General features: G+C 72.6%; 14 protein-coding genes. 8 read left to right on the top strand and 6 right to left on the bottom strand.

Annotated elements, in window-relative coordinates:
• Positions 1-5: 5 nt before the first annotated feature.
• The 5 genes from tgmB to ACFV4P_RS28425 all read right to left on the bottom strand — a co-directional run bounded on the left by tgmB (position 6) and on the right by ACFV4P_RS28425 (position 5,615).
• Positions 6-959, bottom strand: a complete 954-nt coding sequence (gene tgmB, locus ACFV4P_RS28445) for an ATP-grasp ribosomal peptide maturase (RefSeq protein ID WP_380475860.1) — start codon at positions 957-959, stop codon at positions 6-8.
• Positions 960-970: 11 nt separating this feature from the next.
• The gene (gene tgmA, locus ACFV4P_RS28440; RefSeq protein WP_380475858.1) at positions 971-1,234 is read right to left on the bottom strand and encodes a putative ATP-grasp-modified RiPP; all 264 of its coding nucleotides are present in this window, start codon (positions 1,232-1,234) and stop codon (positions 971-973) included.
• Positions 1,235-1,461: 227 nt separating this feature from the next.
• A complete protein-coding gene (locus tag ACFV4P_RS28435) occupies positions 1,462-2,682 on the bottom strand; it encodes a helix-turn-helix domain-containing protein (protein WP_380475855.1) in 1,221 nt (406 codons plus the stop codon).
• Between the two features lie 202 nt (positions 2,683-2,884).
• On the bottom strand, positions 2,885-3,202 hold the full coding sequence (locus ACFV4P_RS28430; RefSeq protein ID WP_380475852.1) for a DUF6087 family protein: 318 nt from the start codon (positions 3,200-3,202) through the stop codon (positions 2,885-2,887).
• 178 nt (positions 3,203-3,380) lie between these two features.
• A complete protein-coding gene (locus ACFV4P_RS28425) occupies positions 3,381-5,615 on the bottom strand; it encodes an MMPL family transporter (protein ID WP_380475850.1) in 2,235 nt (744 codons plus the stop codon).
• Between the two features lie 388 nt (positions 5,616-6,003).
• Between ACFV4P_RS28425 and ACFV4P_RS28420 the strand changes: the two genes are divergently transcribed.
• The 3 genes from ACFV4P_RS28420 (at position 6,004) to ACFV4P_RS28410 (ending at position 8,695) form a co-directional block, all read left to right on the top strand.
• Entirely contained in the window at positions 6,004-7,251 is a 1,248-nt protein-coding gene (locus ACFV4P_RS28420) for a sensor histidine kinase (protein ID WP_380475847.1), read from the top strand.
• Positions 7,248-7,928, top strand: a complete 681-nt coding sequence (locus ACFV4P_RS28415) for a response regulator (RefSeq protein ID WP_380475844.1) — start codon at positions 7,248-7,250, stop codon at positions 7,926-7,928. Before ACFV4P_RS28420 ends, ACFV4P_RS28415 begins: the two co-directional genes overlap by 4 nt.
• Positions 7,929-8,077: 149 nt before the next feature.
• Entirely contained in the window at positions 8,078-8,695 is a 618-nt protein-coding gene (locus ACFV4P_RS28410; RefSeq protein ID WP_380475841.1) for a glyoxalase, read from the top strand.
• Positions 8,696-8,697: 2 nt separating this feature from the next.
• Here the strand turns inward: ACFV4P_RS28410 and ACFV4P_RS28405 are convergent, their stop codons facing one another.
• Positions 8,698-9,891, bottom strand: coding sequence for a GDSL-type esterase/lipase family protein (locus tag ACFV4P_RS28405; protein WP_380475838.1), 1,194 nt, complete (start codon positions 9,889-9,891; stop codon positions 8,698-8,700).
• 210 nt (positions 9,892-10,101) lie between these two features.
• Here ACFV4P_RS28405 and ACFV4P_RS28400 point away from each other — a divergent pair, with 210 nt between their 5' ends.
• From ACFV4P_RS28400 to ACFV4P_RS28380, 5 genes are all read left to right on the top strand, one after another.
• A complete protein-coding gene (locus ACFV4P_RS28400) occupies positions 10,102-11,331 on the top strand; it encodes a benzoate/H(+) symporter BenE family transporter (RefSeq protein WP_380475836.1) in 1,230 nt (409 codons plus the stop codon).
• Positions 11,332-11,734: 403 nt separating this feature from the next.
• Entirely contained in the window at positions 11,735-12,886 is a 1,152-nt protein-coding gene (locus tag ACFV4P_RS28395; protein ID WP_380475834.1) for a serine hydrolase domain-containing protein, read from the top strand.
• Positions 12,887-13,068: 182 nt separating this feature from the next.
• The gene (locus tag ACFV4P_RS28390; protein WP_380475832.1) at positions 13,069-13,866 is read left to right on the top strand and encodes a MerR family transcriptional regulator; all 798 of its coding nucleotides are present in this window, start codon (positions 13,069-13,071) and stop codon (positions 13,864-13,866) included.
• A 354-nt stretch (positions 13,867-14,220) separates the two neighbouring features.
• Positions 14,221-14,691 (top strand): hypothetical protein, encoded by a 471-nt coding sequence (locus ACFV4P_RS28385; RefSeq protein ID WP_380475830.1) that lies wholly within the window; start codon positions 14,221-14,223, stop codon positions 14,689-14,691.
• An 839-nt stretch (positions 14,692-15,530) separates the two neighbouring features.
• Positions 15,531-16,082 carry a hypothetical protein gene (locus ACFV4P_RS28380; RefSeq protein ID WP_380475827.1) on the top strand — a complete coding sequence of 184 codons (552 nt, stop codon included), beginning with the start codon at positions 15,531-15,533 and terminating at the stop codon, positions 16,080-16,082.
• Positions 16,083-16,535: the final 453 nt, after the last annotated feature.

Raw genomic sequence — 16,535 nt, 5'->3', positions numbered from 1 at the left:
CTCGTTCACTCGCTTGCTCCGTTCTCCAGAAGATCGGCGATTGCGGACGTGATCGGCAGGCCCGCCGCGTGCTCCAGCCACGCCCATTGACCGTTCGGGTTGCACTCCAGAAACCGCCATTCACCCTCGGGGGTCACGGCGAAGTCGAACGCGCCGAAGCGCAGGCCGAACTCACCGAGGAACTGCAGTAGGGCGGCCCGGACCGGCTCGGGGCAGTCCACGGCTTCGTACGTCAGGTTCCGGTACTCGCTGCGCCAGTCGAGCACCCCGGGAGGGGCAGTGATCAGCGCGCAGAACACCTGCTCCCCGACCACCACGGCGCGCACGTCGCCGGACTTCGGTACCTGCGCCTGAAAGAGATGGGCGCAGCTACTCACGGCGTCGGTGATCTCCCCGGGCTCGACCGGTGCCGCCCAGATCCCGGCGGGTTCGCCATCCACCTGGTAGGCCCCGGCATGCAGGGGCTTGTAGATCGTGGGTTGCGTAGCGGCGAACAGCTTCGCTTCGGCCGGGCTGTTGGTGATCAGTGTCGCCGGGACCGACAGTCCGAGCCGGGACGCGACGGCCAGCTGCGCGGGCTTGTACTCGGCGCGGGCGATGGCCTGCGGGTGGCTCAGGTAGAGGCAGCCCGGAAGTGCGCCGAGCACGCCATTGAGCCCCCGGCGGTTCTCCTGGGCGGCGAACCGGTCGGCCTGGTGGTCGCTCTGTGGAGCGTACGGGTTCGGCCGCCGCTGGTAGAGCGCGCGGACACGGGAGAGATCGGCAGCGCGCTTGCCTACCGTGAGACTTCCCGACCAGCCGTCAGCCGTGATCGAAGCGACCAACGTCGCGCGGGTCGGGAAGTCGCGTCCGGGGTCGAACCGGAGGACGGGCACCCGGCGCCGGTTCAACTCCGCTATGACCAGATCGGCGGTTGGGTCCTCGGCTTCGGTGGAGACCAGCACCGGGCGTCCGTCCATGGCGCTACCTCCTAGTCCTGCGTCGCGTCGTGGCCGGAGTCGCCGTCAACCTTGCCGTCCTTGCCGACCTGGGTGGGCGGGTAGGTGTTCACCGACGTGCCGTGCTTGCCCAACTCGGCGGGGGTCATGGCCCCGTCCTCGCCGAACCACCGGCCGGTCTGCGTAGCGGGGTCCAGCCCCGCGTACTGCCACTGCGAGGGCTCACCGTTGCGCAGCGGCACCATACGACCCATGCCCCACGGGGCAACTGGAGCGAGTTCGGTAGTGGTGCTCAACTTTCCTCCTGCGTCTTGGCGTTGGTCAGAGGTGCGACGGACCCGCTTTGCCTGGTCCGGCCTGTTGGCGGGTGGGAACAGGCAGTGTGGGGTTGCGCCCGGCCCCAGGCAGAATGGTCGGCATGCCGCTCATTCGGACTCCAAGACGCTGAATGCCCGTCACGTCCCATGAACGGTACGGGCATTCAATGCGGCCGAAAGGCACAGTTTGTGCCCCTGACTGCCAGTCAGGCGGCAAGCCCGGTGGCGGCTTCGAGGTCGCGGGCGGCAGTTCGCACAGACGGCGGGCCGGCCAGCAGGTCCCTGACCAGGGCGTGAGTTTCGTGGTTCCACCGGGGTGTGTCGGGCGCCGCCGTCACTGCATCGCCGAGTAGCGACGCCACCCGATCCGGTTCGCCCCGCAGCGCGTATGCCCGTGCGACCTCGATCAAGTGCCGTGCCCGCCTCGGCCGTGCGGGAAGTTCTGCCGGTGCCAGTCGGTCGGCCCAGCGCAAGGCGGTGCCGACCTGTCGCAGCTCGACAGCGACCGTCACGGCGTGCACCGGGACCACCCGCGCGGATGCGGAGGTCGGCGAGTGCCAGAAGTCGGCCGGCAGCGTCCTGGCGACCTCCTCGGCCCGATCGAACCAGCCCCAGGCCTCGCCCGACTCTCCCGCGCGGGCATGCGTAATGGCGGCGTGGAACGCCATGTCCGCCCATGCCGCAGCAAGCGACGGGGACTCGCCCCTGACCGGTCCCAGCAGTCGCAGAGCTTCCTCGGTGAGCGTCTGGGCGCTGTCCCACTGCCCGGACTTCCGGAACGCCTCCACCAGGAACCAGCACGCCTGCACCACTGCGATGGCATCATCGGACGCGCGGGCGGTCGCCAGCGAACGCTCAGCCACGCGCCAGACCAGGTTTCCATCCCCCTGATAGGCGGCGAACATCTGGACGAGATTCAGTGTCGAGGCATACAGCACCTCGGCTCGCCGGCGGTCCGGGCAGTCAGGGTGCGATGCGGCGGCCGAGGCGGCCGATACCAGCGCCGGGAGCAGGTCACCGAGGGCCGTGCGGTGGTCGCCGCGGGAGTCCCGAGCCTGCCAGGCCGCAGCGACCCGAGCCGCAACGTGATCGACACTCGGGACGGGACCGTCGGCCAGGCCCAGCGGTGCCGAGTCAACCGCCCGCCGGACCACCGACAGTGCCGGATGCTCCGCCCCGGAGAACAGTGCTCGGGGCATCGACACGTCTCCCGTCAGGGCCGACAGGTCTTCGATGCCCAGGTGTTCTGCGATCTTCACCAGCATGGGCAGTCGCGGTGGAAGGAGCCGACCGTTCTCCACAGCCTTCAACCATCCCTCTGAACGGCCCACCAACCCGGCCAGCACGGCACGGGACTTGCCCGCACGCTCCCTGAAAAGCTTGATGCGCCGACCAACAGACAGCGCCGGATCAACAGCCATAGCCATGGGGCAAGAGTAGGACCGGAGTTGCCGAGCCCATACCGGTTCGGGCTGAGCATGCGGTAAGGGACAAGTGACGGCAGGGCGGCGAGCGGGGAACGCCACAATGCCCTCGTGAATCTCGGCGGCCGGCGAGTCCTTGAACACATCGCGCCGTGGCGTGGGTGGCACGGTGGTGGGAACCGCCTGTCGAAGGCCCTACCGTGCGTCAGGTCTCGGGCCGGTAGAACGGCACGGTGGGCCGGAACGGCTGCTCGGGTGCCGGGGGCAGGTTGCCCGTGGGTGGGAGCTCCACTGATTCGGGCCGGGGTGGAGTCAGGGCGCGCTGGGCCGACGCGTAGTCCGATGCGACCCCGGTGGCACTCCATTGGATGCCGTCCCACTCTGCCAGGGCCCTTGGGGCCTCGGGGTGGACGTGCGCACCGCGTTGCGGGCCGTCGGTGAGCGGGACTGCGCGTCGGGTGCCGGGGGCTCGCTTCCGGGCCGCGCGGCGGGCCGCCCATTCGTCGAGCGGTTCGTCAGCCATGCCGGTCCCTTTCCTGCGACGACCCGCCCAGTGTGCCACCCGCAGGCGGTGCGCGGTGATGCTGCGGGACCTGCCCCGACGGCGGGCTGATCTTCGAAGTGCAGAAGAGCCCCGCCCTGGCCTCCGACGAGGGAGGACAGGGCAGGGCGTTGTGTCAGCGGGTGGTTCTGGTGGTCCGTCAATTCCTGGGGTGGGAGCCGAGTTCCTGGAAGGCGTCGGTCCTTTCCGGGGCGTAGGGCGGTTCCTCGGGGGCAGTGCCCGTTCCGCGGCGGGGGGTGGTGCGCAGGGGCCACCACAGGGCGCGGCCGAGGACGGCGGCGACGGCGGGGACGAGGGCCAGGGAGAGGACGCAGGCGGAGAGCAGGATGCCGAGGGTGAGGGCGAAGGCGATCTGTTCGCTGCCGGGTGTCGCGGCGAGGGTGGCGAAGGAGCCGGCCAGCACCAGGCCCGCGGTGGCGATGGTGGGGGTGGTGTGGCGGACGGCGCGGGCCACGGCGGCGCGGGCCGGGCCGGGGCGGTGCATCTCCTCGCGGATCCGGTCGGTGATCAGGATGTTGTAGTCGGTGCCGAGCGCCACCACGAACAGGAACAGCACCAGCGGCAGGGTGAAGTTGACGCCGGGTTCGTTCCGCACGTGCTGGAAGACCAGGGTGGCCGCGCCCAGCGTGGCCGCGAAGCCCGCGCCGACCGCGAGCATCAGCACCATCGGCGCCAGCAGGCTGCGCAGGAGCAGCAGCAGGATGAGCGCGATGAGCCCGGCCGCGACCGGGAAGACCAGCCGCAGGTCGTGGTCGACGGCCGTGGAGACGTCCGCGAAGATCGCCGCCGTGCCGCCGACGTGGGCGCTCGTCCCGGTGGGCGTGTGCGCGGCGACGGCGGCGCGGACGGGTCCGGCGACCAGGTCGCGGGCCTGCTTGCTCTGCGGGTCGACGGTCGGGTACAGGTCGATCCGCGCGGCCAGGCCGTCGGGGCTGACGACCGTCCGGCCGACCTGGCCGATGCCGTCCACCCGTCCCAACCGGTCTGCGAGTTCGGAGAATTGCTCGGCCTTGACGGCTCCGCCGCCGTTCGCGACGAGGTACACGGAGGTCGGGTCGGAGACGCCCGCAGGGAGCGCCCGGGAGATCTCCGCCGCGGTGGCGGCGGCCGGGGTGTCGGTGGACGGCGCGCCCTGGCCGTAGTCCATCCGGATGCCGGCGACGCCCGCCGTCAGCGCGCCGAGGAGCGCGACGGACGCGACCAGCAGCACCATCGGCCGCCGGGCGACCAGTTCGCCGTACCGGCCCGCGACGCCCTCCCGGGGGGTGCGGCGCAGCGCCCGGGACGGCCAGAACATGCCGCGGCCGCAGGCGGCGAGCAGGGCGGGCATCAGGGTGAGGCTGCCCAGCAGCATGACCAGCACGGCGACGGCGACGGCCGGGCCGAGCGAACGGAACTGCCCGAAGCTCGCCACGCCCAGGGTGGCGAACGCGGCGACGATGGTCAGCGCGGCCGAGGTGATCGCGGTGCCGACCCGGGCCGACACCTCGGCGGCGACCTCCCGGACGGGCTGCCCGGGCCTGGCCACCCGCAGCTGCTCGCGGAACCGGAACAGCAGGAACAGCAGGTAGTCGATGCCGATGCCGAGCAGCACCACCGAGATCAGGCTCTGCGTGGACGGCGCCAGCTTCAGACCGGTGAGCGCCGCCGCCCCGGCCACCGCCCCGCCGGCCGCGCCGCCGACGATCGCCACGGCGAGCAGCGGCAGCACCGCCGCCAGCACGCTGCGGAACACCAGCACGTTGAGCAGCACGATCAGACCCATGAGCAGCGCGCTGCCGACCGTCGCGGCCGTCCGGTTGGCGTCCGCCGTGTCGGTGGCGTCGGCCAGGCCGCCGGTGAACCCGGTGCGCATCCCGGCCTGGGCGAACTCGGCGCGGGCGGAGTCCCGGAACGCCTTGTAGACCTTCTGCACGCCCTGGTCGCCGGCGTCGCCGGTCATCTCCACGGCCAGCAGCTCGAAGCTGCGGTCGGGGGCGAGCATCGCCGGGGCGACCCGCGGCGTCTGCGAGTGGTCGGGCACCAGGAACGCCGGCTCGTCGGGCAGCCTCGGCATGGCGACGCGGGTCTCGCCCAGCCGGGCCGCCCCCGCCTCGACCCGCTGCTGGTCGGCCTCGGAGAGCGCCCGCCCGTCGGTGCGGGCGACCAGGACGGTGACCACGGTGGCGTTCGGGTCCAGGCCGAAGTGGTCCTCGGCGATCCGCAGCGCGGCCGCCGAGTCGTAGCTGCGGGGCAGGAAGTCGCCGGACTGCGACTGGGTGACCCGGGCGAACATCATCGGGGCGAGCGCCGTCAGCCCGAGCCCGACCACTGCCCACAGGGCGATGACCTTCCAGGCGTGTCTGGTGGCGAAACCGGTCAGTGCGCGGATCACGAAACCCCTCCCGCGGACGGACGTCCGGGCCGTCGTCGGCCGCGAACGTCGATGCTGGTGCCGGAAGTTCCCGGCCTGCTCACAGCTCATCAGGCGAGAAGGGGCCGGGGCGTCGGGGCGGCGGACGATCCGCACCGGGGCCCCGGCTCCCGCCGCCCGCCCCGACCCGGGACCCTGCTCCCAGTGCGCGCAGCCCCCGGGGACCATGTCCGGGCCCTCGGCGCGATGCGAGAATGGCGGCATCACTGCTGATCAGCGACCCGGGGCCGACCGGGCAACGGGGAGACGGGACATGGGCGGGCACCGGGGAGACGCGGCCACGGGCGGCGACCGGGAAGGCACGGATCGGGAAGGCGCGGATCGGGGAGGCACGGGCACGGGCACGGGCATGGGAGCGGTTCGGCGTCGCGGATCGGACGGCCTGCCGTGGAGCCAGGCCGACGCCCTGGTGGCCGTCGGTGCGGGCCTGCTGGACCTGGTCGGCCACCTGCTGTTCACGGCGGTCGTCGACGGCGGCAGCAGTGTGCTCGGCTTCCTGTTCGCCCTGTGCTCCGGGCTGCCGCTGCTGGTACGCCGCACCCACCCGGTGGCGATGTTCGCCGCCGTCCTGGTGTTCCAGGTGGGCGCCAACCTGACCGAGCCGGTCGCCATCCACTTCGGCGCCGTCCTGACGGTGGCGCTGTACTCGCTCGCCCGGCAGTGCCGGATCCGGGTGACCGCCGTGGCCGTCCTCGTCACCGCGGTGGTGACGGTGGTGACCCAGAGCCACTTCAGGATGCCCGGCTGGGACGCCGTGGTCGCCGCCCCGGCCTCCGGCGTGCTGGTCGCGGGCGCGGGACTGGCGGTCGCCCGCTGGCAGCGCGAGGTCGCCGCCAACCGCCAACTCCTCGCCGACCGGGCGGTCGCCGAGGAACGGCGGCGCATCGCCCGGGAGTTGCACGACATCGTGGCCCACCACATCACCACCATGCAGCTGATGGCCGGCGGTGCCCGCGCCAACCTCGCCGACCCCGACATCGTCCGGGAGGCCCTGGTCACGCTGGAGTCCTCCGGCCGGCTCGCGCTGCGCGAGATGCGCCAACTCCTGGACGTCCTGCGGGCCGGCGACGAACCCGACGCCGCGCCGCCCGCCCCCCAGCCCGGCACGGACGACCTCGCCCGCCTGGTCGACGACTCCCGCCGGGCCGGCCTGCCCACCGGGCTCACCGTCCACGGCGCCCCGCGCCCGCTGCCGCCGACCCTCGGCCTGACGGTCTTCCGGATCGTCCAGGAGGCCCTGACCAACGCCCGCAAGTACGCCGGCCCGGCGGCCACCGCGACCGTCCGCCTGACGTACGGGCCGGACGCCGTCGTGGTGTCGGTCCGCGACGACGGCTCGGGCGGCGGGGGTGGTGCGGGCGGCTCGGGCGGCGGGAGCTCGGTGGGCGGTTCGGGGGCCGGTTCGGGGGCCGGTTCCGTGGGCGGTGACAGCGGGGGGCACGGGCTGATCGGCATGCGCGAACGCGTCGCCCTGCACGGCGGCACCCTGACCTGCGGCCCGCACCCCGACGGCGGCTTCGCCGTCCTCGCCGAACTCCCCCTGACCGCCGAGGAGACGGCCGAGGCCGAACTCCACCACGGAGAGGTACCCGCATGAGCGCCACCCCCGCGATCCGCGTCCTCGTCGTCGACGACCAGCCCCTGGTCCGCCGCGGACTGACGCTGATCCTCGCCCCGAACCCGTCCCTGGAGGTGGTCGGCGAGGCCGAGAACGGCGAACAGGCCGTCGCCCTCGCCCACCGCCTGCGGCCCGACGTGGTGGTGATGGACCTCCGCATGCCCGTCCTGGACGGCGTCGCCGCCACCGAACAGCTCGCCGCGACCCTCCCCGACTGCCGGGTGCTGGCGCTGTCCACCTTCGACCTGGACGAGTACGTGGTCGCCGCGCTGCGGGCCGGCGCGCACGGCTTTCTGCCCAAGGACGTCTCCCCGGAGGACCTCGCCGCCGCGATCCGCACCGTGCACGCCGGCGAGGCCGTGGTCGCGCCCCGCCTGCTCACCCGCCTCATCGCCACCCACGTCCGCGCCACGCAGCCCGCCCCCGCGGCGGCCGTCGCGCCGGCCGCCGTCGACCTCACGCCGCGCGAACGCGAGGTCTGGCGGCTGATGGCCACCGGCCTCGACAATGCCGCGATCGCCGACGCCATGGAGATCAGCCCGTCCACGGTGAAGAACCACATCACCGGACTGTTCGCCAAGCTCGACGTCCGCGACCGCGCCCAGGCCGTCATCGCCGCCTACGAGACTGGGCTGATCACGCCCAGCCGGTCCTGAGCCTGCCGGTCCTGAGCCTGCCGGTCCTGAGCCTGCCGGTCCGAGCGCGGGCGGGCGGCGGGCGGCGGGCGGCGGGCGGTTCGGTCCGGTTCGGCTTCGGTCAGGAATCGAGAAGCCCTCGGCGGGCGGCCGCGCCTACCGTCGAGGGCATGGCAACCATCGACACCCTCACCCTCGACGTGGCCGACCCCGAGGCCGCCGCCCGCTTCTACGCCGACGCCTTCGACCTGGACGAGACCCGGCTGCGGCTGCGCGCCGCCACCGAGCCGTCCACCGGCTTCCGCGGCTTCACCCTGGCGCTCACCGTCCCCCGGCCCGCCGACGTGGACAGCTTCGCGACGTCCGCGACGGCCGCCGGCGCGACCGTGCTCAAGCCCGCCGCGAAGTCGCTGTGGGGCTACGGCGCAGTCGTCCAGGCCCCCGACGGCGCGATCTGGAAGATCGCCACCTCCGCCAAGAAGGACCCCGGCCCCGCCACCCGCCGCATCGACGACTTCGTGCTGCTGCTCGGCGTCGCCGACTTCGCCGCCACCAAGCGCTTCTACGTCGACCAGGGCCTCACCGTCGCCAAGAGCTTCGGCCGCACCTACGCCGAGTTCGACGCCGGGACCGGCCCCGTCAAGCTCGCCCTCTACCGCCGCCGCGCCCTCGCCAAGGACCTCGGCGTCGCCCCCGACGGCAACGGCTCGCACCGGCTCACCGTCAACAGCACCGGCACGGCGGCCTTCACCGACCTCGACGGGTTCCGGTGGGACGCGGCGGCCTGAGCTCAACCCACCGGCAGTGAGGCGTGGTTGAACGGCCCGGCGGGGCCGAACGCGTGCCCGGCGAAGAGTTCGCCGATCCGGCGGTGCGCCGCCGCGTCCGGGTGGAGGCCGTCCGGGAGCGGGAGTTCGGCGAACTCGCGTTCGCCGTACAGCTCGCGGCCGTCCAGGTAGTGCAGGTGCGGGTCGTCCACCGCCCGCAGCCCGACGATCCGGGCCAGCTCCTCGCGGATCACCGTCAGCGTCAACCGGCCGGCGGCGCGCTCGGCCGGGTCGCCGGTGGCCCGGAACCGCAGCGTGCCGTCGGAGAAGTCCGGCATCAGCGGGCCCGGCGTGTCCTCGTGCATCGGACACAGCACCGGGGAGACCACCAGCAGCGGGGTGTGCGGATGGCCCTCGCGGACGGTGTCCAGGAACCCGTGCACCGCCGGGCCGAAGGCGCGCAGGCGCATCGCGTCGGTGTTCACGATGTTGATGCCGATCTTCAGACTGATCAGGTCGGCCGGGGCGTCACGGACCGCGCGGGCCGTGAACGGGTCGAGCAGCGCGCCGCCGCCGAAGCCCAGATTGACCAGCTCCACGCGGCCCTTCGCCGCCGCGACCGCCGGCCACGTCCCGGTCGGGCTGGTCGCGTTCGAGCCGTGGCTGATCGAACTGCCGTGATGCAGCCACACCGGCCTCCCGCGCTCCGGCAACGGCTCGACCGGAGCGTCCGTGCGCAGCGCGACCAGCTCGGTGTGCTCGGCGTGCGGCAGCCAGATCTCCACGTCCTTCGCCCTGGCGGGCAGACCGGCGAAGCGCGCCGTGCCGACCGGGCCCTCCGTCCACTCGGCGGTCTGCGACACCAGATCCGTCACCGTGCGGACGTTGCCGCCCGGGACCGTCGTCTGCGCCGCCAACCGCCCGTCGATCAGCAGGTCGTACACCCCGTCCGCCGGCGACGGGAGCCCCCGGTAGGCCCGCCTGGTCGGCAGCGCATCCAACTCGATCCGGGTCGCCGCCGTCCGAAACACCACCCGCACCCCCGACGGCTGCGCCTCCGCCATCGCCAACTGCCCGTCCGAGACCTGCCGCCGCGCCCAGGCAGGCAAGCGGTGCGGCAGCAGGCCGCGCGGCGTCACCTCCAGATCGAGCTGGCCGCGCAGCAGCTGGGCGGTGACGGGGGTGGTGGTCCAGTGGGGGTCGGTCTCGGCGGCCATGGTGTCTCCCTCGATTGCCTACGTGAATGATGCAGTTTCCTAAGTGGTTTAGGCAAGTGGGGGTGGGGTGATGGGATTGGGCTTGATGATGTCGGAAACGGCCGGTGCGGTGGCTGCGGTGGCTGCGGCCGGTGCGTCGGGTGAGGTAGGTGCGTCGGGTGGGGCTGACCCGGCGTCATGGTCCGTTCGGGGGGTCGGGATACTGCCCGAATGACAGACGATCTGACGGTCCGACCAGCTGCTCCCGTGGGCGAGGACCCGGTGCGGCGAAGCCTGCGCCGTGATGTGTCCGGGCCCGCGTTGTTGGCCGGGCTGGTGTGCGTCGCGGTGTCGTTCTCCGGGCCGCTGGTGGTCGTGCTCGCCGCTGCCGGCGCCGGACGGCTGGACGCCGCGCACACCGCGTCGTGGATCTGGGCGGTGGCGATCGGCAGCGGCGTCACCGGCTTCGCACTGAGCTGGTGGACCCGCACCCCCGTGGTCACCGCCTGGTCCACCCCCGGCGCGGCGTTGCTGGTCACCAGCCTCGGCCACTACCCCTACCGGGAGGCCGTCGGCGCGTTCCTGGTGAGCTCCGTCGCCGTCACCCTGCTCGGCGTCACCGGCTGGTTCGGACGCCTGATCGCCGCCGTCCCCGAGGGCATCGTGCACGCCATGCTGGCCGGCATCCTGTTCTCCTTCGGGGCGGGCATCTTCGGCGCCGTGCACGGCGCACCCGTCCTGGTGGTCGGCAGCTTCGCCGCGTTCCTGCTCGCCAAGCGCCTCGCGCCGCGCTACGCCGTGGTGATCGCTCTCGCCGTCGGCGGACTGCTCGCCGCGACGACCGTCGGACTCCCGCTGCACCCCGGCGCCGGGGGTCCCACCGTGCCGGTCCTCACCGTCCCCGCGTTCTCCTGGCCGGCGCTGGTCGGCCTCGCCCTCCCGCTCACCATCGTCGCCCTCGCCTCGCAGAACGCCCCCGGCCTCGGCGTGCTGCGCGCGTTCGGCTACCGCGCCGACGACCGCCTGCTGATCGGCGCCACCGGCGCCGCGTCCGTGCTGCTCGCCCCGTTCGGGTCGCCGGGCGTCAACCTGGCCGCCATCACCGCCGCGATCTGCTCCGGTCCCGAGGCCCACCCGGACCCGCGTCGCCGCTACATCGCGGGCATGTCCTCCGGCGTCCTGTACGTCGTGGTCGGCAGCTTCGGCGGCGTCCTGGTCGGACTCTTCACCGGCCTGCCCAAGGAGCTGATCGCGGTGATCGCCGGCGTCGCCCTGCTCGCCTCCCTGCAGAACAGCCTCGCCGCCGCCCTCACCCCCGAACCCGGCCGCGACGCCGCCCTCGTCACCCTCCTCGCCACCGCCTCCGGCGCCACCCTCCTCGGCATCGGCTCCGCCTTCTGGGGCCTGCTCTTCGGCCTCGCCACCCACGCGATCCTCACCCTGCACCGCCGCAAGCCGTGACCGGCGAGGGGCGGGCGGGCGGGGCGGGGTTCGGGTCGTGCCAGTGCTGGGCCCGGAACGCCTCCGGCTTTACCGAACTTCCCTATCAACAATGGAGGTTGATCAAGCTGACTCGATCGCCGTCCGGGGGTCGATCCCGCTCGCGCGGACCTGGGGCGGCACCGCATGGTTGAACCTGATCAGCGATCAGGTGGCCGGGCTCGGCGGGAAGACAGTGGCCGGAGCCCCCCGGGGGCCTGCGGTCCCTGGGGGGCTCCGGCCACCGTAGATCGAGGGTGAGGCAGCTTTCCGGACACCGTCAGGCTGTGAGCTGGAACACAGTTGAGGTTGACCTCGGGTCAGGCTGGAAGCTCGCTGCAACGGCCCGACGCCGAAGCGGGCGAGCAGAGCTGAAGGAGCAACCATGTCCACCATCCTCGCCGACCGGAATCAGGACCGCCCGGAGTTGCAGAAGGCGCTCGACGACATCGTCGAGTCCGGCCTGCTCGGAGTGCAGCTGCGGGTGAACGACGAGCGGGGCGAGTGGGTCGGCAGCGCCGGGGCGCGCGAGCTGGGTCGGAGCGCAAAGCCGCTGACCGACGGGTACTTCCGCATCGGCAGCAGCACCAAGAACTTCATCGCGACCGCGGTGCTCCTGCTGGTGGCCGAGGGCAGGATCGGCCTGGACGCTCCGGCCGCCGACCACCTGCCCGGGTTCGGGCTGGACGGCCGGATCACCGTGCGGATGCTGCTGCAACACACCAGCGGGGTCTTCAGCCACACCGGCGAGCTCTACGAGGACGGGACGATCGTGCTCGGGGTCCCGTGGCGGGGCAAGGAGTGGGTGGACCGGCGATTCCACACCTACCTGCCCGACGAACTGGTGCGGCTGTCGTTGTCCAAGCCGGCCCGGTTCGCCCCGGGGTCGGGCTGGAGCTACTCCAACACCAACTACGTGCTGGCCCGGCTGGTGATCGAGAGCGTCACCGGCCGGTCGTTCGCCGAGGAGTTGCAGCGGCTGATCCTGCGGCCGCTGGGGATGACCGGCACCGTCGCGCCGGGCGCCTCGCCGGAGGTCCCCGAGCCTCACAACCACGGCTACTACCGCTACGAGGACGCCGGGCAGGAGAAGACGATCGATGTCACCCGCCACAACCCCTCCTGGGTCGCGGCCGGCGGTGACATGATCTCGACCACCAAGGACCTGCACACCTACTTCTCCGCACTGATGGGCGGCAGGCTGCTACCGGCCGAACTGCTGGCCGAGATGCGCACCCCGGAGGCGACCATCGGCTACGGCCTGGGGGTGTTCGCGCAGGACTTGGGCGCGGGTGCCGGCACCGGCACCGGCACCGGCACCGTCTACCACCACAACGGCGCCACCATCGGTTCGGCGGCGCTGATGTACAGCTCGTCCGACGGGAGCACCACCCTGACTGCCGGGCTGACGTGTGTGGACGACGCCGACATGTCCGTGGCGGCAGCGTTCCGGACCGCCCAGCAGCGGCTCGTCGGCGCGGTGTTCGGCGCGGTCTTCGGCGCGGGGCAGGCCGGTACGGCACCGTCGGCGGGCTGAACTCCCGGGGCCCGTAGGCTTCGAGGGCCGGCCGTTCCGGCCGTTCCGACCGTTCCGACCGTACGTCGGACCGAACGCGAACCGGGGCCGCTCCGGGCCCGACGGCTCGGTGCGGTTCCTTCACCAGCCCGGCCGTGCTCCGCGTGGCGGCCGGGCCCGAGCACGAGGCAGGCTGAGCGGGGATGGCGAGCGGAGTCACGGGCGGGGTCACGATCGGGCAGGCGGCGGCGTTCGTCGGCGTCACGGTGAAGACCGTGCGGCACTACCACCGGAACGGGCTGGTCGACGAGCCACAACGCGACACCTCCGGCTACCGGCGCTACGGATCACCGGAGTTGCTCCGACTGGTGCAGGTCCGGACGCTGGCCGTCGCCGGGGTGCCACTCGCCGAGATCGGGCCGCTGCTCGACGCCGACGCCGGCCGGTTCGCCGACGCCCTCGCGGGTGTTGCCCAGCAGCTCACCGAACGGATCGCGGAGCTGTCCGCCCGCCTCGACATGCTGCACCGGCTCGCCGAGGGCGACCGGGCCCTGCTGCCCGAGCGCGCCTGTGCGGTCCTCAGCCGGATGCCCGGCCTCGGCCTCGGCCCCGACTACGTGGCCGCGCAGCGCGAGGCCCTGGTGCTGGCCCGGGTGCTGGTGCCGGAGGGCTTCGACGGCTTTCTGGCCCAACTCGAACACCAACTGGACGATCCCGCCTACATCGAGCTGGCCAAACGCGGCCAGGAGGCCGAGACCTGGGAGCCGGACGACCCGAGGATCGAGGAACTCGCGAACGCCATGGCCGACCGCTACCTCGCCAACCCCGCACTGCTGGGAGACCCCGCCAGCCTGCGGGCCTGGAGAAGGGCCGCTGCCCAGTACCGGCTGATCGACAACCATCGCGGGGACCAGGCCCCGGTCGCAGCCCGCCTGACCGCACTCACCGAGGCCAGGCTCCGCTCCGCAGGCGTACCCGCCCCACCCGCCCCGCCCCGATGACGGGGGCCTTGCGGCACGCCGGTGCGGACCTGCTGCGCCACGCGGCAGGCCGGCCCCGTAACGCCTTCTGGGCCGTCCCGACTCCCGGACGGATGGCGGGAGTTGACGAATCCGTGCGGCCGTCGGCCTGAGCTGTCGGCAGGTCGTGCCATTCCGGTGGACGGCGGGCGGTCGATCCGCCATGATCCCCGGGGCGCACCACCGTTTCGGCGACCCTGCCTGCTTGCTGCCCCCCGCGTGCGCTTCGCGCTGTGTCGCACGCCTCGGCGATCGCCCGTCGAAAAGTCTCGCCACCTGGCATCAGTTCGTGGTCAAATCCTCCAACAACCCCTGTGACCTGCGAGGAGACGGAAGGTGGGGACACCGAAGTGGTGGGACGAGTTCACCGGCGTCAGCGAGATTCTGGCGGCGGCCGACCGTGCCGAGGTCGAGTACTGGCATGACCTGTCCGGCCACAGCCGTCCCGAAGGGCCGCCCCTGACGCTCCGACTGGCCGTCCTCGGCGCGCAGTACGCGCGCCGCGCCGGCGAGTTCACGGACGAGCAGACCCGGCGGATGTTCCTGCTGCTGGAACACGTCATGGCGGCGGACGGCGACGAATCCAACGCCGTCGCCGTCGGCTTCCTCGACACCCTGCTGAACGCCTGGACCAAGGGCTTCGACCTGGAAGCGGCCTGGCGGTCCGTCGGCCCCGCGTCCCGCGCCTACTGCCGGGCCTGGAGCGCGGCGACGGGCGTCCGACCCCCGCCCTGGATGCGAGAGATCCCGCCACCGCGCCGCGCCGCACGCCTGGCCGCCGCACTCCGCTGGACGCCGACCCGCTGACCGACCACGATCCGCCGGCACGCACACCGGGACACCCCGCCCCCGCCCGGTCCGGCTCCCGCGCACGGCTGACGAACGGTCCGCCCGCCGCCGCGTACACCCGCCGGACGCCGGACCGCGCGAGCGGCTCGCCGGACGAGGCCTCGTCGCGGAGGCCCACAACCCCTGGATCGCTGCGGACGGGGGCCGGGCCGAACCCTGACGACGGCGGGCGGGAGTTCGCAGCGTCCATCACCGTCGCCGACCGCGTCGCCCTCACCGGCCCCTCCCGCCGCTGGGGTTGCTGGGCCGACCGCGACCCGGAACTCGCCGTCGTCCGAGGCTTCCCGACCCTGACCGCCCACCGCACCTGGTGCGACCTGGCCGGAAAGACCTTCGACGTGGCATACGTGGGAAGCCCTGGCTGCCGATGGTCCGCGGACGGCCCACACCGGTGGCGTACACCGCCGAGCTGACCGCCAACTACGGAGCGGGCACGCCGGCATGAGGAACGCCCGCCGCGGCGCGACGCTGCGCCGGACGAGCTGGTGCGCCGAGCGGGGTCAACGTGAAGGCCCGAGCCCCTCCGCCGTGTGCCTCAGCAGCTCCCGCAGTACCCCGCGGCCCCAGTTGCTCCCACCAGGCCCCGCCCCGAAGTTCATCCCCTCAGTATGCCGTCGAGGGTGTCGACAAGCGGCGGCTCTCCGACCTGGCGGCGGGGCGCACGTGCGACCAGCGGTGATGTGAAACGGTTCGCCCGAGGTCCTTCGCGCGGGGGACGCGGTGCCCACCGCGAGGATGACCGCCGAACACCTCTTGAGTCGGATCCGTGACGTTCACCGGGCAATGAGGATCGACCCATGAGAATCAAGGCACTTCATCCCTCCCCGTCGGTCGGCGACACCGCGCGGCCCGTCCCGAGGTGGGCCGTCCGCTGCGCCCAACTCATACCCCTCGTCGTCCTCCCGTCGTGCCTGTGGCGTTTACCGTTCGCACTCGACTACGAGATGGGCCAGGTCTACGCAGTCCACAAGACATGGCACTGGTGGGTGATCCTGTACGTATGCGGACTCAGCCTCCTCTCGGAGGGACTGGCCTATCTCTCCTTCGGCCTGGTGGCCCGGTGGGGCGAAGTGGCACCCTCGTGGCTCCCGGTCATCGGCGGCAAGCGCATTCCCCCGTTCGCTGCGATCGTCCCGGCCACGTTGGGCGGTCTGGCCCTGATCGTGCTGTGGGGTCCCCTGCCTCTCGGTTTTCTCCACATCGGTGGGGTGCACATGATCGAGTACTCCAGCGGTTGGTGGAAGGCGCTTGCCGCAGTGGCCACGCTCCCGCTGACCGTGTGGGGTCCCCTTCTCCTGGCCGTGACGTACGCGTACTACAGGCGCCGCCGCGGAGAAACAGTCGTGTGACGCGCCGAGGGCCTCGGCCGCCTCGACCACTTCGTCGACGGTCATACCGAATCGGAGCGGTCCAACACTGACAGCCGGCGAACGGGACCACTCGTTCCGGATGAGCAGCTTGCCGCAACCGATCGGGGCGGGTGGTCGTCCGTGATCATGGGACTTGATGGGGCCGTTGTGAGTGTGGTCGGTGTGTGGTCGGTGTGTGGGAGGCGTGTGGGTGGTGGAGTGGACGGGGCGCGGGATGCGGCGGGTCGTGGGGGTCGGGGTTCTGACGGTGTTGGTGGGGGCGGGGGTGGGGCTGTACCCGAATCCGTACGGCAACGACGGGCACAGCACGCTCTACTGCGGGGCCGGGTTCGGTGGGGCGGGGTATTCGGCGGCGTTCAATCCGGCGTGTCCCGGCAAGCGGGAGGGGATGCGCTGGACGGCGGGGCTGCTGATCGGGGCGGGTGCGGTCGC

The organism is Kitasatospora sp. NPDC059795 (assembly GCF_042732175.1).
GTDB lineage: Bacteria > Actinomycetota > Actinomycetes > Streptomycetales > Streptomycetaceae > Kitasatospora.
Note: the sequence above shows the minus strand (reverse complement) of the source record. Positions and strands in the feature narration are given on the sequence as shown.

Coding starts and splice junctions, on each gene's coding strand:
- ACFV4P_RS28395 (WP_380475834.1), top strand. CDS start 11,735: ATGTCCACCATCCTCGCCGACCGGAATCAGGACCGCCCGGAGTTGCAG.
- ACFV4P_RS28430 (WP_380475852.1), bottom strand. CDS start 3,202: ATGGCTGACGAACCGCTCGACGAATGGGCGGCCCGCCGCGCGGCCCGG.
- ACFV4P_RS28380 (WP_380475827.1), top strand. CDS start 15,531: ATGAGAATCAAGGCACTTCATCCCTCCCCGTCGGTCGGCGACACCGCG.
- ACFV4P_RS28390 (WP_380475832.1), top strand. CDS start 13,069: ATGGCGAGCGGAGTCACGGGCGGGGTCACGATCGGGCAGGCGGCGGCG.
- ACFV4P_RS28420 (WP_380475847.1), top strand. CDS start 6,004: ATGGGAGCGGTTCGGCGTCGCGGATCGGACGGCCTGCCGTGGAGCCAG.
- ACFV4P_RS28405 (WP_380475838.1), bottom strand. CDS start 9,891: ATGGCCGCCGAGACCGACCCCCACTGGACCACCACCCCCGTCACCGCC.
- tgmB (WP_380475860.1), bottom strand. CDS start 959: ATGGACGGACGCCCGGTGCTGGTCTCCACCGAAGCCGAGGACCCAACC.
- ACFV4P_RS28400 (WP_380475836.1), top strand. CDS start 10,102: ATGACAGACGATCTGACGGTCCGACCAGCTGCTCCCGTGGGCGAGGAC.
- ACFV4P_RS28435 (WP_380475855.1), bottom strand. CDS start 2,682: ATGGCTATGGCTGTTGATCCGGCGCTGTCTGTTGGTCGGCGCATCAAG.
- ACFV4P_RS28415 (WP_380475844.1), top strand. CDS start 7,248: ATGAGCGCCACCCCCGCGATCCGCGTCCTCGTCGTCGACGACCAGCCC.
- ACFV4P_RS28410 (WP_380475841.1), top strand. CDS start 8,078: ATGGCAACCATCGACACCCTCACCCTCGACGTGGCCGACCCCGAGGCC.